This is a genomic window from Myxococcus virescens, from assembly GCF_900101905.1.
Lineage (GTDB): Bacteria > Myxococcota > Myxococcia > Myxococcales > Myxococcaceae > Myxococcus > Myxococcus virescens.
On record NZ_FNAJ01000004.1, the window covers coordinates 612,820 to 639,441 of the forward strand.

Below are 26,622 nucleotides of genomic sequence, written 5' to 3' on the forward strand. Positions count from 1 at the left end.
CGGACGTCCGTTTCCAGCCAATGCCCCTCATAGGGTGAAGCTTATCGACGGAGCCCTGGCTCTCGATGCCCTGGAGGCAACCATGCTCTTCCGCCAGCTCTTCGACACGACGTCGTCGACGTACACCTATCTGCTTGGGGACGAGGAGCGAGAAACGGCACTCCTCATCGACCCCGTCGCGGAGAAGCTCGACCGGGACCTCACGCTGCTGCGGGAGCTTGGCCTCTCCCTCACCCATGTGCTCGACACGCACGTGCACGCGGACCATGTCACTGCGTCTGGCCTGCTTCGGGCTCGCACGGGCGCCAAGGTGGTGGGTGGCATCGCCGGGGCACCCTGCGCTGACATCCACGTGAAGCATGGCGACACGCTGCGCGCCGGGACCTTCACGCTCCAGGTGCTCGCGACGCCGGGCCACACGGATGACAGCGTGAGCTACCTGCTGGGAGACCGTGTCTTCACCGGGGATGCCCTGCTCATCCGGGGCAATGGCAGGACAGACTTCCAGAATGGGAACGCCGGCACCCTGTATGACTCCATCACCCGAGTGCTGTTCGCGCTTCCCGATGAGACGCTCGTGTACCCGGCCCATGACTACAAAGGGCTGACGGTGACGACCATCGGCGAGGAGAAGCGACACAACCCACGCGTGGCCGGCCGGAGCCGCGACGGCTTCATCCAGCTCATGAACAACCTGGGCCTGCCGAAGCCCAAGCTCATCGACGTGGCGGTTCCCGCCAACCGCGCTTGTGGACTGACGGCACCGGTCCGCGCGCAAGGCAGCCTCACACATTGAGGTACAGGGAGGGGGGCGGCACCGGCTCAAGGCTTGCTGTTCGGAAATGTCGGGACATTTGTGGCGCGAAAACCCCCGACATTTCCGAACAGCAAGCTGCCCATCCGGCCCGGAGCCCGCGCAAGCACGCCACGACATCGACTCGCGAGCCTCTGGGAATCTTGGCGCACCTGTCACGTTCCTGGGCCCACCTGTCACAACACGGCAGCGAGCCCCACCCAGACATCACACAGGCCTGCGACTCCAGGGCAGGTCTGTTGATGCCAAACGCACAACTCGATGAAACATCCGCCAGAAAGCAGGCCCCCGACGTTCACTCCGCACCACGCTGGGTAGGATGCGGTTCCATGCCTCGCACCGCGCATAGGCCGCTGGAAGTGGATGAGGAGAAGCTCGTCCTTCAATTCCCCAGCCTGGACCGTAAGGCCGTGGGTGCGTTCTTCACGCCGGCACCGCTGGCGGAACGCACCCTCGCGCTCGCGCTCCAGCACGTAGGCGGAGGCCCCCTCACCGTTGTCGACCCCTCGTGCGGCGCGGGCGCCTTCCTCACCGCCGCTTCGCGGCTGCGGCCCGGCGTCCGGCTCTGTGGCCTCGAGTTGGACCCCGAGGTCGCCCGCCTCTGCCAGGCCCGCGTGCCCGAGGCCACTGTGCGCGCGGGAGACGCGCTGCGAGACGGACTGGAGCCCCTGCTCGCCACCATTCCGCCGGACCACCAGGAGCTGTGGGTGGGCAACCCGCCCTACAACGGCACCTCCTCCGTGCTGAAGGACCCGGGCACCTATGCGCGGCTGCGCGCCCTGCTCCCACTGGCGCTGATGCCTGGCACCAGCCTGCGAGACGACTTCGCCTTCTTCCTCCTGGTGGCCGCGCACCGGCTGGCCACCCGTCCCGGCGCGCTCGCCTTCATCATCCCCGCGAGCTTCCTCGACGCCTTCATGTACGCGCCGCTGCGCCAGTCGCTGCTGGAGACACTCTCCCTGCGCGAGGTGGTGGACCTGGGCCCCGGCGCCTTCGCGGGCACCCAGGTGCGGACCTGCATCACCGTGTGGAGTTCTCTCCCGGGCCCCCACCCCGCCCCGCGCTTCGAGCGGCGCGGCATCGGACAACACTTCACCCCCGAGCCCCCCGAGTGGCGGCTCGCCCCCACCGCGCCCGAGGCGTCCGCCCTGGATGCCCGCTGGAGAGAGCGTGGAGAGCCCCTGACGCGGCTCGTCCCCGTCAGCCTCCCCGGCGTGAAGACACGCTTCGACGAGCTGCTGGTGGACGCGGACCCGGAGCGGCTCCTCACCCGCGTGAAGGACTTCGCGGCCACGCCCGAAGAAGCCCTGCCCGAGTTCGCGAAGGCCCACGGCCTGCCCGAAGAGCTGCTGCCCAAGCTGCGCGCATTGAAGGCCGGTCCGCCGCTGGAGGTGGACGCCAGCTACATACGGCCCTTCTACCGCTACGGCGGCGCGCGCCACCGCGGCAGCGTGCCCCCCGAGGCCCGCGCCTACTGCTACCTGGACCGGCGGCTCGTCCCCCGCGGTGACCACCGGCTGCGCGGCCCCTACGACCCGCACCTGGGCGCGGTGAAGCTGCTCTTCAACGTGCGAGAGCTGCCCTTGTCGGCCGCGCTGCTGGAAGACGAAGGCTGCGTGCATGACCACCGCCACGCGCGCTTCGCCCCGCTCTACGTGCCGCAGCGCCTGCGCGACGAGGGGCTGGGCCTCACCCGGTCCGTGAAGACACGGGACGAACTGGGCCCGCTGGTGCCCAACCTCTCTCCCCGGGGCCTGGCATGGGCCGAACGCCTGGGCGGCCCCCTGCCCGCCTTCCAGGCCCTGGTCCGCTTCCTCAACGGGGCGGAAGTCCAAGGCATCTGGGCGCCCGCCTTTGGTGCCTCCCGCGTCGTGCCCGTGCCCCTCGCGGAGGAGTGAGCGCTACAGAGCAGATGGCTCGGATGCCCGCTTGCTTTCCCCTGCGGCGGGCACGAGCAACCGCTAGTGTCCACCTTCGCTCCGTAGCGCACGACCCCAGGAGGAAGACACACTCATGAAGATTCGAGCCCTGCTCACCGCCGCCGCACTGACCGCCGCCCTCCCCGCACTGGCTCAGGAGGGCGCGGGCACGCCGCCGCCAGCGGACAAGAAGACGCCGCCCAAGGGCCAGACGGCCAAGGCCCAGGTGAAGGACTCCGAGGGCAAGGACGTGGGCGAAATCACCCTCGAGCAGACCAAGCAAGGCATCCTCATCAAGGGCAAGCTGAGCAACCTGCCGCCGGGCCAGCACGCCTTCCACATCCATGAAGTGGGCAAGTGCGAGGGGCCCGCCTTCACCACGGCGGGCGGCCACTTCAACCCCAGCAAGAAGGCCCACGGCCTGCTGGCGCCCAAGGGCAAGCACCACGGCGACCTGCCCAACCTCTACGTGGCCCAGGACGGCACGGTGCAGTTCGACATTTTTTCGCAGAACGGCCTCACCGTGAAGTCGCTGTTCGACAAGGACGGCTCCGCGATGGTGGTGCACGCCAAGGAGGACGACTACCACACCGACCCGACGGGCGACGCGGGCGGCCGCATCGCCTGCGGCGTGGTGGAGAAGACCTAGCCCGCCCCGCGCGGGAAGCAACCCGGCCTCTCCCTCGCACAGGGAGAGGCCGCTGTCACACGTAGCCGAAGCGCCGGCGGGCGAACCACTCCGCGCCCAGCAGCGCGATGAGCGCCACCAGGTAGTACCAGCGGTCCCACAGCGGCTGGTCCCTGGCGCGGCCCACCTCCACCACCGGCGGGTCCAGCAGCGGCACATCCGGAAGGCCGTCCTGCGGCAGCGTGTATGACTTGCCGCCCGTCTCCTTCGCAATCTGCGCCATCAACTCCGGCCGCACGGACGCGTCCGACAGCTCGGGCCCCACGGCGCGCACGGCCACCGCGTCCTCGCCCTTGCCCAGGTCCGTCTCGCCCTTCTTCGCGGAGGCCAGCAGCTTGTAGGGCCCGGGCGCGGGGGGCTCGAACTCCAGCCGCACCACGCCGTCCGTCCCCGTGGTGCCCGTCTGCACCGCCACCGGCTTCTGCGTGGCGACGGAGAAGAGCTCCACCCGCACCTGCGCGTCCTGCGCCGGCTGGTAGTCCGCCATCCGCGCCTGCACCACGACGCCCACGGGCCGGCCCGGCTCCACGGACGGCGGGTCCGCCGTCACCTTCAGCGTCGTCAGGTCCGGGTCCCTCACCAGCCACCGCAGCGCGTTGCCCCAGAAGCGGTCATACGCGCGGCTGGGCGAGCCGTGCTTGTGCGCCGCGAAGGCCCAGTACCAGGAGGCGTCCGTGGCCATCACCAGCGAGCGGCCCCGGCCGTAGTCCCACACGGCCACCAGCGGCGCGTTCTTCCCGCCCACCGTCAGGTGCGGGTGGTCCAGCAGCACCGTGGCCCCCGGACGCGCCTGCGTCAGGTTGGCGCCAGGGATGGGCGGCAGCTCCGCCCACGCGGCCTCCGTGCTGGCGGCGCCCATGCCAATGCCCGTCACCGGGTGGCGCAGGCCCTCGGGCGTCAGGCGCGGCTTGAAGGCGTCCAGGTTGGCGGGGCCCGCGGCCGCCACAGGCAGCGCCTCCATCAGCGTGGGCATGGTGGCGCGGCCTTCGCCCAGCACACTGTCGCCGCCAATCATCACGAAGGCGCCGCCGTTGTGGACGTAGCGCTCCAGGTTGCGCTCGTACTCGGCGATGGAGAGCGACGGGTCCGCGTGCCCGAAGTTCTGGAAGATGACGACGTCGAAGGTGTCCAGCTTCGTGTCGAAAATCTCCTCCATGGGGAACGGGATGAGGGACAGCTCGCGCTGGTCGTTCACCACGCCCGGGTCGTCCGACAGCGTGCGCAGGATGTAGAAGGACACCAGGTCCACGTTGGCGTCCTGGCGCAAGAGGCCACGCAGGTAGCGCTCGTCCCAGGAGGGCCGTCCCACCACCAGCAGCACGCGCACGCGGTCCCGAATCACCTTCAGCGTGAAGGAGCGCGTGTTGTTGTCCGCCACGGCCTCGCCCGGGAAGGTGGGCACCGTCACGGTGTAGACGAAGCGCCCCGTCTGGTCCGGGGTGAAGGTGAAGGCCACGGGCTTCACGTCGTCCGCGGACTCCATCCGCACCACCTTGCTGGCGACCGTCTTGCCTTCCTGACTCAGCACCACGGGGATGTCCTGCCCCGCGAAGCCGCGGCCGTGAATCTCCACCTCCACGGTGAGCGAGTTGCGCACGAAGGCGAAGTCATCCACCTTCAGCCCCTCCACGGCGACATCCCTCAGCGTCTCCTGCCCCACGGTGAAGGTGGAGACGGGGACGTTCAGGTCCGCCAGCGCCGCGCGCGCCCGGCCCACCACGCCCGCCTTGAGCTCGGTGTTGTCCGCGCCGTCGCTGAACAGCAGCACCCCGGACAGCTTGCGCGAGCCCTGCCCCGCCCCCGCCGCGGCGCGCACCGCCGAGAGCAGGTCCGTGGTGCCCGCGCGCGCGGGCGTCATCAGCGTCTCCGGCGTCGCCGGCGCCAGCTCCGGGTCGAAGCCGTACAGCTCCACCGTGAAGCGGTCCTGAAGCTCCGCCAGGCGCGGCGCGGCCCGTTCCAGGAACGCGGCCACTTCCTCGGAGCGAGAGCGTCCGCCCACCTCCGCGGGGAAGCTCATGGACGCGGAGCGGTCCACCAGCACCGCGACGCGGTTCTTCATGCGCGCCACCTGCAGGTGACGGATGCCGGGCTCCAGCAGGAAGAAGAGCGCGGCCACGCCGGCGCCGACACGCAGGGCCCAGAGCAGGACCCGGCGCCCGCGCGAGGGCTCCCGGCGCACGCCCCAGGCGGCCAGCGCCACGCCCAGCACCAACCCCAGGGCGAGCAGGACCAGCGCCCACGGTGGCAATGGCGAGAGGGTGACGAGCTTCCAGGCGTTGAACGTGGGGGAATTCATCCAGGCTTTCGGCGGAGGGCCGGGGCTTCAGCGCCGCTTGTTGAGGATGAGCGGCAGGTGGACGGCATCGTCCTTGTAGTCCAGGCAGAGGGCATACATGCACACGTTGATGCCCAGCCGTACCGCCAGCTCGCGCTGGGGCTCGCCACCCGGCGAGACGTCGAACTCGTAGTCACCCGACTCGTTGCGGCTCCATGCCCCGGCCAAGTCGTTCTGCGAGTACAGCACCGCGGCGCGCTTGCCCAGGTTGCAGCCCATCAACTGAGGCTTGTTGAGCACCCGCCCTGGCGCCGCGTCCAGCAGGAAGAAGGACTTGAACACCACGTGCTTCGACGGCACCTCGGCCAGCGGGCTCTGCGGCAGCACCCGCGCCATCTCCCGGCGGAAGGACGCGTCGAAGCCGGCCCCGTCGCTGGCGTCGTTGGCGTCCGCGAGCATGAAGCCGCCGTACGTCAGGTAGCGGCGCAGGTTGGCCACCTCCGCCTCCTCCAGCGGGGGAAACTCTCCCTCGCCGCCGAAGTAGAGGAACGGGTATTCGAAGAGGTCCGGTGAACTGAGCGGAAACGGGCGCGCGTCCGGCACGACCTCCACGGAGGTGCGGCGCTGGAGCTCCCAGGTGATGCGGCGCAGCCCGGACAGCCGTGTATCCCAGCGGCCCTTGTGACGGGCCACGGCGGGGATGAAGCGGTTCTTCTCACCGAAGGCATGCGCCCGCCGCGCCAGCAGTGGGGCGAGCGCGGCGGTGCCGAGCAGGAGGTTTCGACGGGTCAGACGCCGCGCGGACATAGGGCGTATCTATATACCGTCGACGGGTATGCGCATTCCCCGGTATAGAACGGCGTCATGGCGAAAGGCGGACAGACGCCCCCGGCGCCCGGCTCGGCGGAGACCCATGCCGCCTGGGCCCGGAAGGAGGCGGGCGACGTGGCGGGGGCGCGGCGCGACGCCGAGCGAATCCTCGCGGGCAGCCCGTCCGCCGAGGACCGCGCGGAGGCGGAGGAGCTGCTGCGGCGCACCACCACCCCGCGCGCCCTGTACGGCTTCGCCCTGCTCGCCGCCACCGTCTTCGTGCTCCTGCTCGTACTCGCAATCGTCCGATACGCGTAAGCTTCGGCGGACCGCATCAAGGAGAATCTGCCATGGAAGGCCTCCTCCAGGCCCTCGGGGCTTACCAGACGTTCAATCCGACCGGCTGGGTGGCCGTCTACCGGATGCTGCCCATGTGGGCCGGCATCGTGTGCTGTGTCGCTGGCGTGACGTTGCTCGTCGCCGGTGGGGGCAAGCTGTTCCGCGTGCTCGCGGGCCCCATCGGCGCGGTGCTGGGCCTGCTGTGGACGCCCGTGCTCGTCATGAAGCTGGGCCTGCCGGACGTGGCGAAGATGGCCACCATCGCCGCCGCGGTGCTGATGGCGCTGGGTTTCCTGCTCCCCACGGCCATCACCTTCCTGGGCGTGGGGGTGCCGCTGGGGCTGCTGGCCGGGCAGATCGCCGGGCAGCAGGACTTCCTGCTGGGCTTCGCGCCGGGCTTCATCATCGGCGGGCTGGTGGGCGCGATGCTGCAACGCCCGGTGGCCGTGCTGGTGGCCTCCGCGGTGGGTGCGTGGATGTTCGTCATCGGCGCGCTCGCGGCGCTCCACCAGGTGGGCGGCGTGGTGCAGGCGGTGGCCAGCAAGCCCTGGGGCGTCATCATCGCCGCGGGCCTCTTCGCCGTGGCCGGCGCGGTGTACCAGCTGGCCGTCCGGCCCTCACCCGAGGAGGCGGACAAACTTCGCGCGGAGCGTGAGCGGCTCAAGGTGCGGCAGGCGGAGCAACATGCGCTCGAAAAACGGTGGGGGGTCAAGTAGCCCCCAGAGACTGGTGGCCGTGCTTTACGTCCCCCTGCCCGGGGCGTAGATTCCGCCGCCTTTCCCCCCCGGAAGGATTGATGGGTCAGGCCAGGCGTCAGGAGAAGCAGCACGAGTCCCCCACGGAGTCCGCTCCCCGGCAGGAGCCTCCCGCGAGCACCGCGTGGGTGAAGCCGACGGGACTGACTCGCAAGGGGTGGGCCGTGCTCGTCGGCCTCATCCTCGTCATCCAGTACCCGCTCATCCACTACGCGCTGCTGCGCGGACAGGCGGAGGTGACGGCGAAGCTGCCCTACACGCAGGACTTCTCCGACCCGGGCGTGGTGGAGCGCGACTTCTTCTCCACGGGTGGCTACTGGCGCGTGCTGCAGGGCGAGCTGCTCGCCCCCGGCGTGAAGAACAACCCGCTGTGGCTGCAGGCCCCGCTGCCGGATGACGTCGCCGTGGAATTCGACGTTCGGTCGGAGCTGCCCGCCGGTGACATCCGGGTGGAGCTCTTTGGCAACGGCGTGGACCCGGCCTCCGGGTACGTGCTGGTGCAGGGCGGCTGGAACAACGCCATGTCCGTCATCGGCCGGCGCGACATGAACGCGCCCTCCCTGGACGCCCTCCGGCGCCGCGCCGCTCGCGGAGGCAAGGAGAACGTGGACCTGAAGGCCAGCGGCTTCTTCAAGGAGAACACCAAGGTCCGGGTGGAGCTGCGAGGCCAGCCGGTGCAGGCGGGCCGCACGTATCACTGGCGCATCGAGCGCCGGGGCTCGCTGCTGCGCTGGTTCGTCGACGGCGAGCTGATGCTGGAGCTGGACGACCCCTTCCCGCTCAAGGGCCCCGGGCAGGACCGGCTGGGCCTGTCCGGCTTCGAGTCCCAGATTTTCTACGACAACCTGCGGGTGGACACGCCGGACCGGCTGCCCTTCACGGCGGCGCCGCGCGCGCCCACGCCGCCCCCCGGCCCCTACGCGGACGACTTCAACCGCGACACGCTGGGTGACGCGTGGAACGCCACCAACCCCTCCGCGGTGAAGCTGGTGGACGGGGCGCTGGTGGTGGAGCTGATGCACAACCGGCCGGTGTGGCTGAAGCAGCCCATCCCCACCAACGCCACCATTGAATTCGACGCCTGGACGGACAACCCGGAGGGCGACATCAAGGTGGAGGTGTGGGGTGACGGGCGCTCGTTCTACGCGGGCGACCTGCGGCTGCAGTACACCGCCACCGGGTACGTCATCATCTTCGGTGGCTGGCGCAACACCCAGTCCGCCATCGCCCGGCAGAACGAGCACGCGAATGACCGGGCGGTGCGCGACGGCGCCGCGGTGGTGCCCGGCAAGCGCCACCACATCAAGATTACCCGCAACGGCGGCACCCTGGCGTGGGAGCTGGATGGCCAGCCCTACCTGACGCTCAAGGACCCCGTCCCGCTGGAGGGCCCACGCAATCAGTACTTCGGCTTCTCCGGTTGGAAGAACCGGGTTCACTTCGACAACTTGAAGATTCAGCCGCTCGCCCCCTAGCGGCGAAGGACAATCACACGTGCGCAGAGTAGGCATCTTCGGCTGGGGCGTGGTCGCCCCCCGGTCCAGGAACATCGAGGCGTTCGAGCGCAACCTCTCGTCGTCCGAAAGCTGGCTGTCCCCCTTCAACGGCTTCGGCCCCGACAACTTCCTCGTCGGCATGCCGGAGTTCGACCTGGCCGACTACAAGCCGTGGATTGACGCGCGCTTCCCGGGCAGCCGCTTCTCGCAGCTCGAGCGGAAGATGGGTCAGCCGACCCAGTTCGCCATTGGCGCCTTCATCCAGTCCCTGGCGCAGAACCCGGGCCTGGAGCAGGAGCTGCAAGCGCTGGGGCCCCGCGCGCATGTCTACGTGGGCACCGGCCTGGGCGACCTGCCCACCATCCGCTCCATCTCCCTGGACCTGTACCGCGCGCAGCGCCGGTGGGACCGCTTCTGGTCCGCGCCGGAGCGCAACGGCGCCCTGCGGAAGTGGCGTGAGACGCAGGAGGCACTGCCCGGCCTTCCGCCGGAGCCGTCCACGGTGGACGAGGCCACGCGCGACGAGGCCGAGGACGCGTGGTGGCACTTCTGGGCGGGCCGCTCGCCGGAGCTGCGCGAGTACCTGGACGAACTGCGCGAAATCGAAGCCATTGGCGTGCCCGAGGATGGCGACGTGGAGTCCGCCAAGCTGGCCGTCATCAAGGAGAAGCGCACGCGCAACGCCCGGCTCCAGAAGAAGTGGATGTCGCCGGAGCCGCCGTGGAACGCCGTGTCCTCCAACGTGCTGTGGAACATCCACAACACGCCGGCCTCGCAGATTTCGATGATGGGCCGCATCACCGGCATGACGTTCGCCCCGGTGGCCGCGTGCTCGTCGTTCGGCTACGGCCTGCGGCTGGCCATCAACGCGATTCAACTGGGCCAGGCGAAGGCCGTCGTCATGGGCATGACGGACCCGCCGCCGATGCCGCTCACGGTGGGCGGCTTCTACAACGCCCGCGTCATCTCCGCGGACGCCGCCGTCTCCAAGCCCCTCACCGCGCTGCGCGGTACGCACATCGCGGGCGGCTCGGTGGTGTGGGTGCTGGGTGACTTGGAGCACTTCACGGCCAAGGGCTTCAAGCCGCTGGGCATGGAGCCCATCGCGGTGGGCGTCACCGCGGACGCCGACCACATCATCACCCCGTCCAAGGAAGGCCCCACGCTGGCCATCCGCGAGGCCCTGGCCGCGGCCGGCTGCGCCCCGGAGGACGTGGGGAGCTGGGACCTGCACGCCACCGCCACCCCGGGTGACTACCTGGAGGTCCAGAACCTGCGCGACGTGCTGCCCGAGCAGGTGCTGATTACGGCGCGCAAGGGCACCTTCGGCCACGGCATGTCCGCCGGCGGCGGCTGGGAGCTGACGGCGCAGTACCTGGGCTACGGCCAGGGCAAGGTGTTCCCCACGCCGCTGAAGGAAGCGGAGCTCAACAAGCAGATTTCCCACGTGCACGGCCGCTTCGTCTTCGACGAAGCCGTCGAGGCGCCCGCGGGCTGCGCGGGCAAGCTGTCCATGGGCGTGGGCGGCATCAACGCCTGCGTCATCTCCCGCCCCTGGTCGAAGTAGGGGCGGGGTCCAAGCGCGGGACTCAGGGGTGTGCGGCCAGCGCGTCCGCGTCGAAGCGCGCGGCCGCCTCCGGGTCACTGCGGCGGAGAATCTCCAGCTCGATTTCCAGGTCCCGGAAGTAGTTCTGCCGGGTGGGCAGGACGCCGCTGGCCTGGCTGTCGTGGACGGCCTGGGCGTAGTCCTCGTCCGTCTTGATTTCCTTGTCCACGTAACCGACGCCAATGGACTGGGTGACGCGGTCTCCGCGCATCACCCGCAGGGCCGTGCCGCCGCCGGTGAGCACGATGCCCTGCACCAGGAAGCGAGACGCCGTGCCGGGGCCCAGGCTGCCTCCGCCGGAGTCCAGCCACTCCGTCTCCAGGACGTAGCGGCCTGGCATCTCCTTCCAGGAGTAACCGTGGCCCCGCAGCACCTCCTGGACGTGGGGCCACAGCTGCGCCAGCTCCTGGCGGTAGACGTGGTTGGCCGCCTTGTCGCGCACGTAGTTCTTGCGCAGCGAGCTGGAACAACCCGTCAGCGTCAGCAACGTGGCGACGACGAGACAGACTCCCGCGAGGCGGGTGGAGCGGTGCATGAGGGGGCTCCTGAGGGTGCGAGGAGAACGGCCGGGCGCCCCCCAGCATATCGCCAGTGCGCGGCCGGCTGCCTCGCCCCCTCCCCCCGCCGTCAGGCCTTGGGACTGGCCACCAGGTCGAAGTCCGGGATGTGTTCACGCATGAATTCACGCATCCGGTTGATGAGGGCCGCCTCGATTTGCCGGGCCCGCTCCCGGCTGACGCCGTACTTGTCGCCGATGTCCTGGAGCGTCAGGGGCTCGTCGGAGACGAGGCGGCTCTCGAAGATGAAGCGCTCCTTGCCCTCCAGCGTCCGGGCGAACTCGGACAGCTTCTCCCGGAAGAGGGCCTTGAGCTGCTCGGCGCCCAGGCGCTCGTCCGCCGGCATCGTGTTGGATGGCAGGTAGCGGTCCGCCCGGGTGGTCCGCGAGTCGTCGTCATTGCCCAGGGGCGCGTCGATGGACATCTCGTCGTGCCCCAGCCGCTGGTCCATCTCCACCACGTCCTGCTCGGTGACGTTCAACCGCTCGGCGAGCAGCTTGGGGCTGGCCTCGAAGCCCTGGGCGACGAGCTTCTCCTGCTCCTGGCGCAGCTTGAAGAAGAGCTTCCGCTGGGCCTCGGTGGTCCCCAGCTTCACCATCTTCCAGTTATCCATGATGTAGCGGAGGATGTACGCGCGAATCCACCAGGCGGCGTAGCTGCTCAGCTTCACGCCGCGCTCGGGGTCGTACTTCTTCACCGCCTGCATCAACCCGATGTTTCCCTCCTGGACCAGGTCCAGCAGGGACAGCGGGTTGCGGTGGTACTCGTGGGCCAGCTTGACGACGAGGCGCAGGTTGGACGCCACCAGCCGGTAGGCGGCGTTCACATCCCCGGATTCCTTGTAGTGCCGGGCCAGCTGGAGCTCTTCCTCCCGCGTCAGGAGCGGATGGCGCTGCACCTCGGCCATGTAGGCCTGGAGGGGGTCCCTGGGCGTGAGCCCCGTCTCCGCCGAGCGGATGAGCGCCCGGGGGGGCGCCACGGGGGTGTCCAGCTCGGCCTCCGGTTCGACCTCCGCCAGCTCCGCCGCGTCCGGCTCCAGTGAATCCGGGTCCGTTTGAGCCTCGACCTCCGCCCCCTCCACCTCGGCGTCCACGATGTCGCCAGCCCCGGGCGAGGCCGGCCGTTTCACGCGGGGTCGGGGGGACGTACCTTTGGTTCTTTTCCTCCCATTCGCCATGGGGGCTCCATACAGCAAAGTGCCGCGATTGTTGCCACAGGGTAATGCAGGGGCTATGCCCATGCCTGATGAGCGACATCCAAGAGCCAAACGCGCCGGGGAGTCCGGCGCCTGACGAAGCCCCGACACGTCCCGCCGAGTACATCGCGGACATCGGCTTCGACGACATGAACCTGTCAGAGCCCATCCGCCTCGCCCTGGCGGAGCGCGGTTATACCAACCCCACCCCTGTCCAGGCCCGCGCCTTCCGGCCCGCCATGGAGGGAAAAGACCTCATCGTTCGCAGCAAGACGGGCACCGGCAAGACGGCCGCGTTCGGCCTGCCCCTGCTCGAGAAGATTCCCGCCGACGAGCGCCGCGTCCGAGCGCTCATCCTCTGCCCCACCCGCGAGCTGGCCCTCCAGGTGGCGGACGAGCTGAAGATGCTCGCCAAGCACAAGGGCCTGAAAATCGCGGCCATCTACGGCGGCGCCTCCATGAAGCAGCAGGAGGACGCGCTGGAGGAAGGCACCCCCATCATCGTCGGCACGCCGGGACGCGTGTTCGACCACATCAACCGCGGCAACCTGAAGCTCGACGCGTGTGACCACGCCGTCCTGGATGAAGCGGATGAGATGCTGAACCAGGGCTTCTACGAGGAAGTCACGCGCATCCTCGACCGCCTTCCCAAGACGCGCCAGGTGCTGCTCTTCAGCGCCACCGTCCCCACGGACATCCAGAACCTCATCGCGCGCTACACGACGAACGCGGAGACGCTGCTGCTGTCGGGCGACGTCTTCACGGTGGAGCACATCCACCACATCCGCTACGACGTGTCGGACGCCTTCCCCAAGCCGCGCAACCTCATCTACGTGCTGGAGAAGGAGGAGCCGCAGAACGCCATCATCTTCTGCAACACGCGGGATGACACGGCGCTGGTGACGGCGGTGCTCAACCGCAACGGCTTCGACGCGGAGCTGCTCAATGGCGACCTGCCGCAGAAGGAGCGCGAGCGGGTCATGGGCAAGGTGAAGCGCGGCGAGGTGGCCTTCATGGTCGCCACGGACATCGCGGCGCGCGGCATCGACATCTCCGGCCTGGAGTACGTCATCAACTACTCGCTGCCGGAGGACCCGGCGGTGTACCTGCACCGCGTGGGCCGCACCGGCCGCATCGGCAACAAGGGCACCGCCATCAACCTCTTCTCCGGGCGCGAGCTGGCCACGTACACCTCGCTGGAGAAGAAGTACGGCATCAAGTTCGACAAGCGCGAGATGCCGGCCCCGGAAGAGGCCATGCGCCTGTGGACGGAGCGCCACGTGCGCGAAATCCAGGAGGCCGCGGGCGGCTCCGTCTTCGAGGGCTTCCTGCCGCTGGCCGCGCAGCTCAAGCCCCGCGCGGACGCCGACGACCTCATCGCCTTCCTGCTGAAGTACTTCTTCAGCCACCTGCGCATGGAGAAGGCCGCCGCGGCGATGGCGGCGGAAGGCCGTGAGCCTCCGAAGGAGCGCAAGGTCGAGAGCCGCGAGGGCGGCCGGCGTGAGCGCGGCGAGCGGAAGGAGCGTGGCGAGCGCCGCGACCGGGAGCGCGACGACCGGCGCGAGAAGCGCGGCGAGTCCTCCGAGCGCGAGCGCGAGCGCCGGCCCCGCCGGGACGACGCGCGGCGCGAGCGCGGCGGTGAGAGTGGCCGCGGCGCGGCGGCGCTGGAGGCCGGTCCGGGCGAGGCGAAGCTGTGGGTGAACCTGGGGACCGCGGATGGCCTGGGGCCGGGCAGCATCGCCACGGCGCTGGAAGACGCGGGCGCCCCGGTGGGCAAGGTCGTGCGCGCCGAGCTGCGCCCCACCTTCGCCTATGTCTTCGTGGCGGAGGAGGACGCCGCCGCCTTCGAGACCATCAACGGCAAGCAGCACGGCACCAAGACGCTGCGCGTGGAGAAGAGCAAGCCGCGCACGGAGCGTGACGCCACGCCCCGCCCGCCCCCGTCCCCGGACGCGGGCCCCGGCGAGGCGAAGCTGTGGATCAACCTGGGCATGGACGACGGCATGGACGAGGCGAAGCTGCCCGCCGCGCTGGAGGCCGCGGGCGCTCCGGCCGGCAAGGTGCTGCGCACCCTGCTGCGCCCCACCTACGGCTACGCCTACGTGGCCGAGGAGGACGCGCCCGGCTTCGAGACCGTCAACGGCAAGCTCCATGGAGAAAAGGCGCTGAAGGTGGAGCGGCACCGTCCGCGCGGCCAGCGCCCGGAGCGCCGTCCTCGCACGGAGGCCCTGCCGGAGGTTCCCGGCCAGACGCGCCTGTGGGTGGGTCTGGGCAAGCAGGACGGGCTGGACGAGGCGGGCGTCGCCGCCGCGCTGGAGGCCGCGGGCGCTCCGGCCGGCAAGGTGCTGCGCACGGACCTGCGCCCCACCTACGCGTATGTCTTCGTCGCCGACGAGGACGTGGCGGCCTTCGAAGCCACGCACGGAAAGCCCCACGGCGAGCGCACGCTCAAGGTGGAGCAGGCCAAGCGGAAGTAGTCCCTCAGGTGCCGCCAGTCCCTGGACTGGCGGCCTTCCGGCGCCGCTCGCGGTGGTAATGGGCGGCGCACAGACCCCGGGCGAGCACGGGCTTCTCACAGCCGGGCTCGCCGCAGCGGGCGGGCTCCGGCCGGACGGCCTGGAGGTCCTCCGTTGCCCGCGCGGGCTCGTTGAACATCACCTCCGCCACCGACAGCAACCGGTCCACGTCCACGCGGGCCAGGCCGCGCCCCCGGACGAAGGCCTCCAGCCGGTGGACACCCGCGTCCTGCGTGTCCTCCAGCCGCAAGAGTTCCCACAGCGGGAGCTGGAGCGCGGCGGCCACCTGGAGCAGCGTCTCGTAGCTGGGGCTGCGCTCGCCTCGCTCCAGCAGGGACGCGAAGGACACGGAGATGCCGCAGCGGGCGGCGAAGTCCTCCTGGGTGAGTCCCCGCCGCTCCCGCAGTGTCCGGATGCGCCGGGCCAGTCCCTGGAGGTGTCCACTCACGGTGGAAGCGTCCGACGGTTCGGGCGGCATGGCAGTTTCCTATGGTAGCGCACCCCTTCTGTTAAGGTCTCGCGCGCCGCCATCCAGGAGCTTGCCGACACATGAGCGCCGTCGAGGGTACCAACTACTACTTCCGCAAAGCCGCGCGGATCATGGACGTAGGCACCCCCATCGAAACGCTGCTCGCCACGCCCCTGCGCGAGGTGAAGGTCCAGGTCTCCATCGAGATGGACTCCGGCGAGATTCGCACCTTCCTCGGCTACCGGATTCAGCACGACAACAGCCGCGGCCCCATGAAGGGCGGCCTGCGCTACCACCCGATGCTGGACCAGGACGAGTGCGCGTCGCTCGCCTCGCTGATGACGTGGAAGACGGCCGTGGTGAATGTCCCCTATGGCGGCGCCAAGGGCGGCATCGCCTGCGACCCGTCCCAGCTGAGCATCAAGGAGCTGGAGCGCCTCACCCGGAAGTACGTGGACCAGGTGCAGGACGTCATCGGCCCCACGCGCGACATCCCCGCCCCCGACGTCAACACCAACCCCCAGGTGATGGCGTGGATCATGGACCAGTATTCGCGCTACCACGGCCACTCTCCCGCGGTGGTGACGGGCAAGCCGCTGGAGCTCTACGGCTCCAAGGGCCGCGAGGCCGCCACCGGCCGCGGGCTGCTCTATGTAGCGCGTGAAATCCTGCGCGACCTGGGCCTGCCGGTGAAGGGCACGCGCTTCGCGCTCCAAGGCTTCGGCAACGTGGGCGGCCACACCGCGCAGCTCCTCTGGGAGGACGGCGGCGTGGTGGTGGCCGTGGCGGACGCGCTGGGCGGCGTTCGCAACCCGCAGGGCCTGGACATCCCCTCCCTCTTCGAGCACGTGAAGCGCACCGGCACGGTGACGGGCTTCAGCGGGGGTGCTTCGTGCAGCAACGATGACGTGCTGGGCGCGGACTGTGAGGTCCTCATCCCCGCGGCGCTGGGCCATGTGCTCACCCGGGAGAATGCCCACGCGGTGCGTGCCAAGCTCATCATCGAAGGCGCCAACGGCCCCACCCAGCCGGAGGCCGACGAAATCTTCGAGAAGCGCGGCATCTTCGTGGTGCCGGACGTGCTCGCCAGCGCCGGCGGCGTGACGGTGAGCTACTTCGAGTGGGTGCAGAACCTCCAGCACCTGTCGTGGGAGGAGGACCGCGTCAACGCGGAGCTGGAGAAGTCCATGAAGGAGGCCTACGAGCGCGTGGCGCAGGTGGCGCGCTCCCGGAAGGTCTCCATGCGGACGGCCGCGTACATCCTGGCGATTGGCCGGGTGGGCAAGGCCACCGTGCTGCGCGGCATCTGACGCGGCCCGCCGTGTCACGCGCTGGACGTAGCGCGGCGCGGCAGGCAGCCGGCGGAGCACGCTCCTTCCTCGTGTCTCTTCCGCCCGGGGCGCGCTTCCGATAGAGGCGCGCACATGGTCACCCTCGAAGACATCCAGGCCGCGCGCGAGCGCCTTCGCTCGGCCATCCGCCCCACGCCGTGCCCGCAGTCGGACTACTACACGGAGCGGACGGAGTGCGCCGCGGTGTTCTTCAAGCTGGAGAACCTCCAGCGCACCGGGGCCTTCAAGGAGCGCGGCGCCCTCAACAAGCTGCTGACGCTGACCGAGGACGAGCGGCGCCGGGGCGTCATCGCCGCGTCCGCCGGAAACCACGCGCAGGGAGTGGCGTACCACGCGCGTCGGCTGGGCGTGAGCGCCACCATCGTCATGCCGGAGCGCACCCCGCTCATCAAGGTGTCGCGCACGCGGGATGACTACGGCGCGCGCGTGGTGCTCAAGGGCACCAACTACGACGAGGCCTACGCGGAGGCGCTGCGCATCCAGAAGGCGGAGGACCGCGTCTTCATCCACCCCTTCAATGACCCACACGTCATCGCCGGCCAGGGCACCATCGGCCTGGAGCTGCTGGAGCAGTGCCCCGACCTGGAGGTGGTGCTCGTCCCCATTGGCGGTGGCGGGCTCATCTCCGGCATCGCGTGCGCGCTGAAGGAGACGCGCCCTGACATCCGCGTGGTGGGCGTGCAGGCGGAGACCATCGCCAGCATGAAGGCGTCGGTGGAGGCGGGCGAGCGCGTGCTGCTGGCCGCTGCGGGCACCACCATCGCGGACGGCATCGCCGTCAAGCGCGTGGGCGACCTCACCTTCCCCATGGTGCAGAAGTACGTGGACGAGGTGGTGGCCGTGGACGAGGAGGAGATTGCCGCCGCCATCCTCACCCTCCTGGAGCAGGAGAAGAGCGTGGTGGAGGGCGCCGGCGCGGTGGGTCTGGCGGCGCTGCTCAGCGGTGACGTTCCCGCCGCGAGGGGCCGGCGCACCGCCATCATCTTGAGCGGTGGCAACATCGACATGAACGTCATCAGCCGCATCATCGAGCGCGGTCTGGTGAAGGCCGGCCGTCTGGTGCAGTTGGAGGTCCGGCTGCCGGACCGGCCCGGAATGCTGGCGAAGCTCACCACGCAGGTGGCCGACCTGCGCGCCAATGTCGTGGAGATCCACCACGAGCGCGCCTTCTCCAAGGCGGGTCTGGGCGAGGCCATGGTGGAGGTGACGCTGGAGACCACCGGGCCCGCGCAAATCGAGGAGCTGGAGCGCGCGCTCCACCGGCTGGGCTGGCAGGTGGCCCGCAAGTAACACCCCATGCGGGGGCAGGGCCTTGCGCCCGTGCGCCCGTGTCCGGCGATACTCAGGGCATGAGCCCCGCCGCCCTGCTCTCCGCCCTGCTACTGACCGCCGCCCCTTCTTCTCCCGGACAGAAGGCGAAGTCGCTCGCCGCCAGCCGCGCCTGGGAGGAGCTCTATCTGGCCTTCTCGGCCGGAGAGGCGTCGGACGTGCCCACCCCGCAGCGGAGCACCGTCGCCACGGCGCTCCAGAAGGGCTGCGAGGCGCTGAAGGACGAGGACCCGGTGATGGCGTACTCACTGGGCGAGCGGGCCACCGTCTACGAGGAGTCCGCGGGCGCGCTGCGGTGCCTGGCCCGGGCCGCGCGGAAGACGGACCAGCGGGCCACCGCGGAAGCCGCCCTGCGCAAGGGGCTGGCCCAGTACCCCAAGGACGGCGCCTTCGGCCTGGAGCTGGGGCGGCTGCTGATGGAGGAACAGGACGCGGTGGGCGCCGTGGCGGCGCTGGAGAAGGTGCCGGCGAAGTCGAAGGAGGCCGCGGAAGCGAAGCGGCTGCTCGTGCAGGCCCGCGCCAAGACGACGGAGGAGACCGCCGCGCGGCGGGAGGCGGAGCGCCTGGAGCTGCGGATGAATGGCGCCACGAGCGGGCGGCCCACCGTCATGGTCGAAACCCAGCCCGCGGTGGCCGGCCAGGGACGGGGCAACACGCGCTCGGCCAGCCTCAACTACGAGTCGGGCACCGGCGCGGACGGCATGCGGACGCGCTCCAACAGCCGCTTCGTCATCCGGTACTTCAACAACGATCGCGACTTCGGCCAACGCGCGGAGTACGAGGGCCGCATCGTCGCCGCGCTGGACGAGGCCTACGACTTCACCCGCAGCATGCTGGGCGAGGTGCGCCACGCGCCGGTGGACATCATCCTGTACACCCTCGCGGAGTTCCAGACGCACTTCGGCGCGGCGCGGGCGCGAGCCGTCGCCGGGCTCTACTCCGACAACGCCATCCGCATCAACGACGCCGCGGAACTCACGCCGCAGACCAAGGCCACGCTCGTCCACGAATACGTACACGCCGCGCTGGATGAGTTCTGCGGCGGCTACGGGAACAACCTCCCCGTCTGGCTCAACGAGGGCCTGGCCGAGTACGTCGAGTGGCGCTACATGGGCGGCGAGGACCCCGAGCGGTCGGTCCGGAACTCCATGGCCCGGGCCGCCAAGGCGAACACCCTGCCCAAGCTGGCGCAGATGGAGGGCTCGTCCCTCATCATGCAGAGGAACCCGGCCATCGCCTATGCCACCTCCGCCGTGGCGGTCCGCGAGCTGGTGAAGCGGGGCGGCACGGGCCGGTTCCTCACGATGGTCCGTGAGGTGGGACAGGGAAGACCCATCGACGAGGCCCTGACGGAGCACTACGGCAAGACGCGGGCGCGCCTCGACGAGGACGTCCGGGCCGCTCTCCAGTAGGGGAGGCTGCCAGCCAGGCCCGGGCCAATTGGTTTACCCGTTCCCGGGAGTCCCCTAGACTCGCAGCCCCCTCTATTTACGCTGCGACAGAAGCTCGGCTGTACGCTGTCCGCAGCAAGGTGACGGATGTCGGACACGCGCGCAGCGATGAGAGAATTCCGCTTTCTCGACGAGAAGCGGAAGCTGGGAAGCCTGTCTCCGGTGGAGGAGGCTCGCTGGAACGAGCTGCGCGCACAGCTGGGCGTGGATGACACGCCAGCCGCGGACGCCGCCGCCTGGCAGCAGCAGGCCGCGCCCCAGGGCTACTACGCCGACGACGGCCAGTGGTACCCCTACCCCGCCGGCTACGAGCAGCAACCCCAGGGCTACTACGCCGACGACGGCCAGTGGTACCCCTACCCCGCCGGCTACGACCCGAACCAGGGGTACGATCCGAACGCGCAAGCCTACGCGCAGCAGGGTTACGACCCGAACGCTCAGGCGTATGACCCGAACGCGCAGGCTTACGCGCAGCAGGGTTACGACCCGAACGCTCAGGCCTACGCGCAGCAGGGTTACGACCCGAACGCTCAGGCGTACGACCCGAATGCGCAGGCCTACGCGCAGCAGGCGCAGGACCCGAATGCGGGCTACGCACAGGGCACTGCCGAAGCGTGGCAGGCGGATCCGCAGGCCTATGCCGCGGAGTCCGTGCAGCAGCAGTCCTACCCCACCGCTCCCGCACACCAGCCGGCTGTCGAGCCGGACAACCTCAGCCTTTCAGACGACATCGACATCCCCGCGCTGAGCGAGCCCGCGCCGTGGATGACGCCGGGCGCCGGTGGACAGGCTCAGCATGCACTGAGCGCTGAGCAGGAGCCCGACATCGAGGCGATGTCCGCCGGCGAGGAACCGGCCGCGGCGGATGACCCGTCAGCGTCGTTCGCGGACGTCACCGCGGACCTCCAGCAGGATGCGCAGCCCGTGTCCGAGGAGGCGCAGCCGGAAGCCCTGAACGTTGCGGAGGATGACTTCTCCGAAGTGGGGTCGGACACCCCGGCGGTGGCCGCCAGCGCCGAACCCGAGACCTCCCTGGAGGCGTCGTTCGCCGACCTGTCGATGGAGGTCGAGTCGGCACCGGAGGCGCCGGTGGCGCCCACGGACGATGCCCTGGCCTCGACGGAAGTGGAGGTCCCCTCCGCCGAGGTCGAGTTGCTGGACGGCACCGCCGACAGCGAGCCTGTCCTGGCCCACGAGCAGTCTCCCGCCCCCATCGATGATGCGTGGGCCTCCGCACCGCTCGCCGTCGAGACTGAGCACGTGGACGTCGCCGATGCGGGCGACATCATCGACGTTGCCGCCATGGCGGAGCCGGAGGCGGCCTCGCAGGCTGCGGATTCCGAAATCGCGCTCGATGCCTCCGAAATGCTCGAAGCGTCGGCTGCGGACTCCGCGGATACGTGGGACGCGGGTGCGACGACCGACGAGACGGCTGATGCCAGTGCGACGGCCGACCACGGCGCGGCGGATTTCATCGCGGCCAGCGCGGGCGATACGTACGACGCACAGCCCGCCGAGATTGCACTCGACACCGCGGATGAGGCTTCGGCCGAAGCCGAGCCCACCGAGATTGCGCTCGATGCAACCGACGTGAGCGATGCGGCGGCTGAGCACGCCTCGGAGATGGCGTTCGACGCGCCTGCCGGGACCGAAACGGGCACCGACAACTCGCCCGCCGAAATCGCGCTCGACGCTTCCGATGTCGCCGTGGCGGAGGTCTATCCCGAGACGGCTCTCACGGCGTCTGACGCCAGCGATGCCGCGACGGCGGAAGCCTACCCCGCTGCAGACTTCGCGACGGCCGAGGCCTATCCCACGACGGAGTTCGCGACGGCGGAGGCCTACCCTGAGGCAGACTTCGCGACGGCCGACGTCAGCGACACCGCGACGACGGAGGCTTCTCCCGAGGCGGCGCTGACTGCCTCCGAGTCCAGCGATACGACCGCAGCCGCTCCTGAATTGGCGCTCTCGGCTTCGGATGTCATCGAGACGTCTGCTCCCGAGCCGGAGCTGGCGTCCACGGATGCCAGCAGCGAGGTCGTCGCCGAGGCCTCCCCCTCCGACACCTACGGCAGCGCAGCAGCCTCGTTCGAGCCCTTCGCCGAGACGGCCTTCAGCGAAGGCGATGCAACCGCCGCAGGCGAACCGTACACCGAAGCGGTGCTCGACGCCGCAGAGGTCAGCGACACGGCTGTGAGCGAGCACGCTTTCGCGACGTCCGAAGCGAGCGAGCCGGCCACTGCCGAGGCGTATCCGGAAGTGGCGCTCGACACCGCCGATGTCAGTGATGCGGCCACGATGGAACTGGACTCGGTGGCGACCGCTGCCGAAGCCACCTCCGACACGGCGCTCGCATCCAGCGCCTGGGGCACCACGGACGCGGCCGAGGAGTTTTCCACCACGGCGCATGCGGCCTCCGACGTCAGCGAATTGGCTGCCATCGAGACTGCGCCCGAGATGAGCGAGCCCGAAATCGCGCTCGATGCGTCCGACGTCGCCGAATCGCCTTCCGCCCAGTCGCCCTCCGAAATCGCGCTCGACGCCACAGACATTGCCGAGTCCGCCCCGATTGAGCCGGCCGCGGAGATTTCCCTGGAGGCCTCCGACGTCGCCGAGCCGCAGTCGGCTGAAATCACCCTCGATGGCTCGGAGGTGAGCGAAGAGTCTCCCGCGCAGCAGGGAGGCGTCCCGACGCTGGAGCTCAACGCGGCCGAGGTGTCGTCCGACGAGCCCTCGCTCGATGTCATCGATGTCGAGTCCGCGCCCGGACACGCCGGGGACGAGGCGTCGTTCCAGGCCGCTGACGCCGGGAGCGAGCAGCCCACGCTCGAGGTTATCGAAGTCGGCACGGAGGCCACCGCTTCGGAAGCGGACTTCCCGCCGGAGGCTGCGCCCTTCGCGTCGTCGGATGTCCCATCGCTCGAGCTCCGGCCGGTCCAGGTAGGTCCGGACCTCCACGCGGAAACGATCGAGGTGGTGGGAGACCCGCAGCGTTCGTCCTCGCACACGCCTTCCGCCGAGGAGATGTTCGACCTGAGCGGGAACCCCGAAGAGGCCGTGCCTCTCGCCGCGGCGAACGAGTTCCTGGCCCACGGACACTTCGCTCCGACCGATGAGCGCAGTGTGGCGATGGCGGAGGGGGACGCGGGCGCCATCGAGTTGCAGCCTGAATGGGCTTCCACTTCCGAGCAGCCCGCTGCGGAAGCGGCTCAGACGGAATGGGCCACTTCCGGCGAGCAGGCCGCATCCAGCGATGCGTATGCAGGCTGGGAGGATCCTGTTTCGGAGACCGTCGAACTCCAGGCGGAGTGGGCGGAGCCTGTCACCGCTTCCGAGTGGACAACCTCCGAGCAAACGGCGCCTGCCGCGAGCCACGCGGCGTGGGCGGCTTCCGATGCAGGCATCGCCTCCGAGGCGGGCCAGGCCGAGTGGGCCGACTCCACCACCGAGCTCCAGCCCGAATGGGTTGCGGCCGAAGACGCGGCAGCCCCTGAGGCCCACCCCGAGTGGGCCACCTCCGCGGAGCAGGCGCACACCGAGGCGCAGTCGCAGTGGACCGGCACCGCCGCGCAAGCCGCCCTCGGCAGCGAGCAGACGGAATGGGCTGCGAACACGCCAGACGCCACGCCCGAGGCGGCCCAGGCCGAATGGGCTTCGTCCTCCACCGAGGCCGCGCCCGTCGAAATCCAAGCGGAGTGGGCTGAACCGATCGCCGAGGACAGCCAGGCCCAGTGGGCTACGGCTGAAGCGTCCTCGAGCGAGGGCTGGAACACGGCATCGACTGAAGCAGCGCCCATGGAAGTCCAGGCCGAGTGGGCCGAGTCTTCTGAGGCCGCGCCCACCGAGGTTCAGGCCGATGGGTCGGCCCCTACGCCCGACGCAGCGCCGGTGGAAGTGCAAACCGAGTGGGCCACCCCCGCCCAGCAGGATGGAGCCGCCCTGACGGCTGCTCCCGCGACGACGGAGGCCCAGGCCGAATGGGCTGCGCCAGAAACCGCTGACGCCACGACGGATGCCCAGGCAGGTTGGACGACGCCGGGCGCCGACACCGCTCAGGCGGAATGGACTGCCTCTTCGGAAAACGGGTGGGCGACCGCCGAGGAAGTTCAGACCGAATGGACTGCGCCTGCGACCGAAACCGCCGCGCAGCCCGAGTGGGCTACGACGCCTGCTGCTGAAGCAGCGCGAACCGACTGGGCCGCTCCCGCTACCGAAAACGCCGGGCAGCCCGAGTGGGCCACGCCTTCGGCCGAAGCCGTGCCCGGCGAAGGTGCTCAGCCTGAGTGGGCTTCGCCCGCCACCGAGGAAGTCCAGGCCGAGTGGGCCACGCCTGCGGCCGAAGCTGCCGCATCGTCGGAGTGGGCTTCGCCTGCGGTTGAAGAGGTTCAGGGCGAGTGGGCTACGCCCGCGACCGAAGCCGCCGCCCCGTCGGAATGGGCTTCGCCCGCGACCGAGGAAGTCCAAGCCGGGTGGGCCACGCCTGCGGCCGAAGCTGCCGCATCGTCGGAGTGGGCTTCGCCTGCGACCGAGGGAGCCCAGTCCGAGTGGGCTACGCCCGCGACCGAGGCCGCGCAGCCGGCTGAGTGGGCTTCGCCTGCGGCTGAAGAGGTTCAAGGCGAGTGGGCCGCTCCCGCTGCCGATGCCGCCGCCCCGTCGGAATGGGCTTCACCTGCGACGGAAGAGGCGCAAGGCGAGTGGGCGAATCCCGCTGCCGAGGAAGTTCAGGCCGAGTGGGAAACGCCCGCGGAAGGCGCTGCGCCGTCGTCGGAGTGGGCTTCGCCTGCCACCGAGGAAGTCCAGGCCGAGTGGGCCACGCCCGAGGCAGGCGCTGCGCCGTCGTCGGAATGGGCTTCGCCTGCGACCGAGGAAGTCCAGGCCGAGTGGGCGTCGCCAGAGGAAGGCGCTGCACCAGCACCGGAGTGGGCTTCGCCTGCGACCGAGAGAGCCCAGGCCGAGTGGGCGTCGCCTGCGACCGATGCCGCTGCACCGGCGTCGGAATGGGCTTCGCCCGCCACCGAGGAAGTCCAGGCCGAGTGGGCCACACCTGCCACCGAAACCACTGCCCAGCCTGAGTGGGCCTCGCCTGCGACCGAAGCCGCGCAGCCCGCCTGGGCGGCCCCCACGGAAGGCGCGCAGGCAGAGTGGGCCGCCCCCGAGGCAGTAGAAGTCCAGGAAGAGTGGGCCGCCGCTCCGGCGGAGGGCGCTCAGCAGGAGTGGGCAACGCCCACGGAAGCCCCACACGCAGCGTGGTCCACGCCCGCCACCGAGGAAGTCCAGGCCGAGTGGGCCGACCCCATCGAGGAAGCCGCTCCGGCCGGCGAATGGGCCTCAACGAGCGCGCCTGCCGCCTCGCAGTGGGACACGCCCGCGGACAACGCCCCCACGGCCGCGGAATGGTCCGCGACCAGCCACGACACCAACGCGACCTGGGAGGCCCCCGCCACCACCGAGTGGTCCTCGGAGCAGACGGCGAACTGGAACGAAGCGCCCGCTGAAGAGGTCTCCCTCGCGGACACGGCCACGCCTGCCTCCGCGGAGTGGAATGACGCCTCCGTGGACGTGGAGCCCGTCATGGAGGAGGCCGAGCCCATCCTGGACAGTGCCCCCGTGAGGTCGCAGTGGGCCGCCGCCAGCACGGACAGCCCCTTCGGTGCTCAGGCGCAGGACTACACCGAGGCCACGCCCATCGAGGAAGAAGTCTCGATGGAGCTCGAGCAGGAGGTCTCCGAAATCGACGTCGAGGAAGAAGCCGTGGTGCCGCCGCCCGCCCCCATGGCCGCCATCCCCGTCGTCGCGTCGGCGCCCGCGCACTTCGCCCAGGCGGCCTCACTGGCCACCGCCGCGCAGCCGCAGCACACCGCTGTCGTCATGCCGGCCGCGCCCGCCAACCACGTCGCCATGGAGCGTGAGCCACTCTTCGATGACACGGCCATCGTCGGAGGCACGGCCCTCACCTCCTTCGTGGAAGGCGAGCACCGCGTCATCATCCACACCGTCGAAGGCCAGGTGAAGCGCGGCACCATCCGCGACGCGGACCTGCTCGACGAGGTCATCTCCCTGGAGCAGCAGAGCGGCTTCGCCGCCGAGCAGATTCCGGGCAAGCGCGTGAAGGCCATCTTCTTCATGCTCGCCGCCGGTGCGCGTCAGCCGCAGGTGGAGGGACAGAAGATTCGGGTCACCTTCAACGACGGACGTCAGGTCGCGGGCTTCTCCCAGGACTTCCACGGCAGCACGCCGGGCTTCTTCGTCATCCCCGCCGACCAGCGCACCAACACCGCGCGCATCTTCATCTACCGCTCCAGCGTGCAGGCGGTGGCCGAGGGCTGAGCGGGCGCGTCCCCGAAGGACGGGCGGGGCCACCGTGCCCCGCAAATGAAAGAGGGGCCCCCACCACCGTGGGAGGCCCCTCCGTCATTTCAGAAGAAGCGAAGGCTTACTTCTTGTCCGTCGCGGCGGCGTCGGCCTGCTTCACCAGCGACAGCTCCAGGTTCACGGTGACTTCCTCACCCACCGCGACGCCGCCCGCCTCCAGCGCCTGGTTGTAGGCCAGGCCGAAGTCCTTGCGGTTCAGCTTGGTGGTCGCCGTCACGCCCGTGCGGGTGTTGCCCCAGGGGTCCTTGGACTCCTTCGACGGGCCCGTGACGTCCAGGACGACCGGCTTGGTGACGCCGTGCATGGTCAGGTCGCCGGTGACCTTCAGCTTGCCCTGGCCCGCCTTCTGGACCTTGGTGGACTTGAAGGTGATCTCCGGGAACTTGGCCGTGTCGAAGAAGTCAGGGGCCCGCAGGTGCTCGTCGCGCTTGGCGTTGCCGGTGTTGACGGTGGACGCGTCCAGCACGGCCTCGACCTTGGACTTGGTGATGTCCTTGTCATCCAGGTTCACCGTGCCGCTCTTCACGTTAAACGAGCCGGTGACGTTCGACACCATCATGTGCCGGACGGAAAAGCCGGCGCTGGAGTGCGCGTCATCCACCTTCCAGGTGGAGGCCAGCGCGATGGACGGGAGGGCGAAAAACAGGGCAACGGCGCTCTTCATGGACGTCTTCATAGG

Annotated in this window: 18 protein-coding genes; 12 read left to right on the plus strand and 6 right to left on the minus strand. The window is 69.9% G+C overall.

Features of this window, described 5'->3' with window-relative positions:
* Positions 1-82: 82 nt before the first annotated feature.
* The 3 genes from BLU09_RS16040 (at position 83) to BLU09_RS16050 (ending at position 3,382) form a co-directional block, all read left to right on the plus strand.
* The gene (locus BLU09_RS16040; protein WP_090490403.1) at positions 83-796 is read left to right on the plus strand and encodes an MBL fold metallo-hydrolase; all 714 of its coding nucleotides are present in this window, start codon (positions 83-85) and stop codon (positions 794-796) included.
* Between the two features lie 347 nt (positions 797-1,143).
* The gene (locus BLU09_RS16045; RefSeq protein WP_186817840.1) at positions 1,144-2,712 is read left to right on the plus strand and encodes an HsdM family class I SAM-dependent methyltransferase; all 1,569 of its coding nucleotides are present in this window, start codon (positions 1,144-1,146) and stop codon (positions 2,710-2,712) included.
* Between the two features lie 115 nt (positions 2,713-2,827).
* Positions 2,828-3,382 carry a superoxide dismutase family protein gene (locus tag BLU09_RS16050; protein ID WP_090490404.1) on the plus strand — a complete coding sequence of 185 codons (555 nt, stop codon included), beginning with the start codon at positions 2,828-2,830 and terminating at the stop codon, positions 3,380-3,382.
* Positions 3,383-3,437: 55 nt separating this feature from the next.
* Here BLU09_RS16050 and BLU09_RS16055 read toward each other — a convergent pair whose 3' ends face one another.
* A complete protein-coding gene (locus tag BLU09_RS16055; RefSeq protein ID WP_090490405.1) occupies positions 3,438-5,717 on the minus strand; it encodes a glutamine amidotransferase in 2,280 nt (759 codons plus the stop codon).
* A gap of 27 nt (positions 5,718-5,744) precedes the next feature.
* Entirely contained in the window at positions 5,745-6,503 is a 759-nt protein-coding gene (locus tag BLU09_RS16060; RefSeq protein WP_090490406.1) for a DUF4159 domain-containing protein, read from the minus strand.
* Between the two features lie 57 nt (positions 6,504-6,560).
* On the opposite strand from BLU09_RS16060, the gene BLU09_RS16065 reads away from it, so the two are divergent.
* From BLU09_RS16065 to BLU09_RS16080, 4 genes are all read left to right on the plus strand, one after another.
* Positions 6,561-6,824 carry a molecular chaperone DnaJ gene (locus tag BLU09_RS16065; RefSeq protein ID WP_090490407.1) on the plus strand — a complete coding sequence of 88 codons (264 nt, stop codon included), beginning with the start codon at positions 6,561-6,563 and terminating at the stop codon, positions 6,822-6,824.
* A gap of 32 nt (positions 6,825-6,856) precedes the next feature.
* Entirely contained in the window at positions 6,857-7,561 is a 705-nt protein-coding gene (locus BLU09_RS16070; protein WP_090490408.1) for a hypothetical protein, read from the plus strand.
* Positions 7,562-7,641: 80 nt separating this feature from the next.
* Positions 7,642-9,075 carry a DUF6250 domain-containing protein gene (locus BLU09_RS16075; RefSeq protein WP_090490409.1) on the plus strand — a complete coding sequence of 478 codons (1,434 nt, stop codon included), beginning with the start codon at positions 7,642-7,644 and terminating at the stop codon, positions 9,073-9,075.
* A 19-nt stretch (positions 9,076-9,094) separates the two neighbouring features.
* A complete protein-coding gene (locus BLU09_RS16080; protein ID WP_090490410.1) occupies positions 9,095-10,663 on the plus strand; it encodes a beta-ketoacyl synthase N-terminal-like domain-containing protein in 1,569 nt (522 codons plus the stop codon).
* 22 nt (positions 10,664-10,685) lie between these two features.
* Here BLU09_RS16080 and BLU09_RS16085 read toward each other — a convergent pair whose 3' ends face one another.
* Positions 10,686-11,237 (minus strand): hypothetical protein, encoded by a 552-nt coding sequence (locus tag BLU09_RS16085; protein ID WP_090490411.1) that lies wholly within the window; start codon positions 11,235-11,237, stop codon positions 10,686-10,688.
* 92 nt (positions 11,238-11,329) lie between these two features.
* A complete protein-coding gene (locus BLU09_RS16090) occupies positions 11,330-12,436 on the minus strand; it encodes a sigma-70 family RNA polymerase sigma factor (RefSeq protein ID WP_090490412.1) in 1,107 nt (368 codons plus the stop codon).
* A 68-nt stretch (positions 12,437-12,504) separates the two neighbouring features.
* Between BLU09_RS16090 and BLU09_RS16095 the strand changes: the two genes are divergently transcribed.
* Positions 12,505-14,931 carry a DEAD/DEAH box helicase gene (locus BLU09_RS16095; RefSeq protein ID WP_090490413.1) on the plus strand — a complete coding sequence of 809 codons (2,427 nt, stop codon included), beginning with the start codon at positions 12,505-12,507 and terminating at the stop codon, positions 14,929-14,931.
* Between the two features lie 4 nt (positions 14,932-14,935).
* On the opposite strand, the gene BLU09_RS16100 is transcribed toward BLU09_RS16095, so the two are convergent.
* Positions 14,936-15,448, minus strand: a complete 513-nt coding sequence (locus tag BLU09_RS16100; protein ID WP_090490414.1) for a helix-turn-helix domain-containing protein — start codon at positions 15,446-15,448, stop codon at positions 14,936-14,938.
* A gap of 71 nt (positions 15,449-15,519) precedes the next feature.
* Between BLU09_RS16100 and BLU09_RS16105 the strand changes: the two genes are divergently transcribed.
* From BLU09_RS16105 to BLU09_RS16120, 4 genes are all read left to right on the plus strand, one after another.
* Positions 15,520-16,749 (plus strand): Glu/Leu/Phe/Val family dehydrogenase, encoded by a 1,230-nt coding sequence (locus BLU09_RS16105; protein WP_011555824.1) that lies wholly within the window; start codon positions 15,520-15,522, stop codon positions 16,747-16,749.
* A gap of 114 nt (positions 16,750-16,863) precedes the next feature.
* Entirely contained in the window at positions 16,864-18,081 is a 1,218-nt protein-coding gene (gene ilvA / locus BLU09_RS16110) for a threonine ammonia-lyase (protein WP_090490415.1), read from the plus strand.
* A 59-nt stretch (positions 18,082-18,140) separates the two neighbouring features.
* Positions 18,141-19,532 carry a peptidase MA family metallohydrolase gene (locus BLU09_RS16115; protein ID WP_167371091.1) on the plus strand — a complete coding sequence of 464 codons (1,392 nt, stop codon included), beginning with the start codon at positions 18,141-18,143 and terminating at the stop codon, positions 19,530-19,532.
* A 126-nt stretch (positions 19,533-19,658) separates the two neighbouring features.
* On the plus strand, positions 19,659-25,898 hold the full coding sequence (locus BLU09_RS16120; protein WP_090490417.1) for a DUF6982 domain-containing protein: 6,240 nt from the start codon (positions 19,659-19,661) through the stop codon (positions 25,896-25,898).
* 106 nt (positions 25,899-26,004) lie between these two features.
* Here BLU09_RS16120 and BLU09_RS16125 read toward each other — a convergent pair whose 3' ends face one another.
* A complete protein-coding gene (locus BLU09_RS16125) occupies positions 26,005-26,619 on the minus strand; it encodes a YceI family protein (protein ID WP_090490418.1) in 615 nt (204 codons plus the stop codon).
* Positions 26,620-26,622 lie beyond the last annotated feature (3 nt).

Coding starts and splice junctions, on each gene's coding strand:
- BLU09_RS16040 (WP_090490403.1), top strand. CDS start 83: ATGCTCTTCCGCCAGCTCTTCGACACGACGTCGTCGACGTACACCTAT.
- BLU09_RS16045 (WP_186817840.1), top strand. CDS start 1,144: ATGCCTCGCACCGCGCATAGGCCGCTGGAAGTGGATGAGGAGAAGCTC.
- BLU09_RS16050 (WP_090490404.1), top strand. CDS start 2,828: ATGAAGATTCGAGCCCTGCTCACCGCCGCCGCACTGACCGCCGCCCTC.
- BLU09_RS16055 (WP_090490405.1), bottom strand. CDS start 5,717: ATGAATTCCCCCACGTTCAACGCCTGGAAGCTCGTCACCCTCTCGCCA.
- BLU09_RS16060 (WP_090490406.1), bottom strand. CDS start 6,503: ATGTCCGCGCGGCGTCTGACCCGTCGAAACCTCCTGCTCGGCACCGCC.
- BLU09_RS16065 (WP_090490407.1), top strand. CDS start 6,561: ATGGCGAAAGGCGGACAGACGCCCCCGGCGCCCGGCTCGGCGGAGACC.
- BLU09_RS16070 (WP_090490408.1), top strand. CDS start 6,857: ATGGAAGGCCTCCTCCAGGCCCTCGGGGCTTACCAGACGTTCAATCCG.
- BLU09_RS16075 (WP_090490409.1), top strand. CDS start 7,642: ATGGGTCAGGCCAGGCGTCAGGAGAAGCAGCACGAGTCCCCCACGGAG.
- BLU09_RS16085 (WP_090490411.1), bottom strand. CDS start 11,237: ATGCACCGCTCCACCCGCCTCGCGGGAGTCTGTCTCGTCGTCGCCACG.
- BLU09_RS16090 (WP_090490412.1), bottom strand. CDS start 12,436: ATGGCGAATGGGAGGAAAAGAACCAAAGGTACGTCCCCCCGACCCCGC.
- BLU09_RS16095 (WP_090490413.1), top strand. CDS start 12,505: ATGAGCGACATCCAAGAGCCAAACGCGCCGGGGAGTCCGGCGCCTGAC.
- BLU09_RS16100 (WP_090490414.1), bottom strand. CDS start 15,448: ATGCCGCCCGAACCGTCGGACGCTTCCACCGTGAGTGGACACCTCCAG.
- BLU09_RS16105 (WP_011555824.1), top strand. CDS start 15,520: ATGAGCGCCGTCGAGGGTACCAACTACTACTTCCGCAAAGCCGCGCGG.
- ilvA (WP_090490415.1), top strand. CDS start 16,864: ATGGTCACCCTCGAAGACATCCAGGCCGCGCGCGAGCGCCTTCGCTCG.
- BLU09_RS16115 (WP_167371091.1), top strand. CDS start 18,141: ATGAGCCCCGCCGCCCTGCTCTCCGCCCTGCTACTGACCGCCGCCCCT.
- BLU09_RS16120 (WP_090490417.1), top strand. CDS start 19,659: ATGTCGGACACGCGCGCAGCGATGAGAGAATTCCGCTTTCTCGACGAG.
- BLU09_RS16125 (WP_090490418.1), bottom strand. CDS start 26,619: ATGAAGACGTCCATGAAGAGCGCCGTTGCCCTGTTTTTCGCCCTCCCG.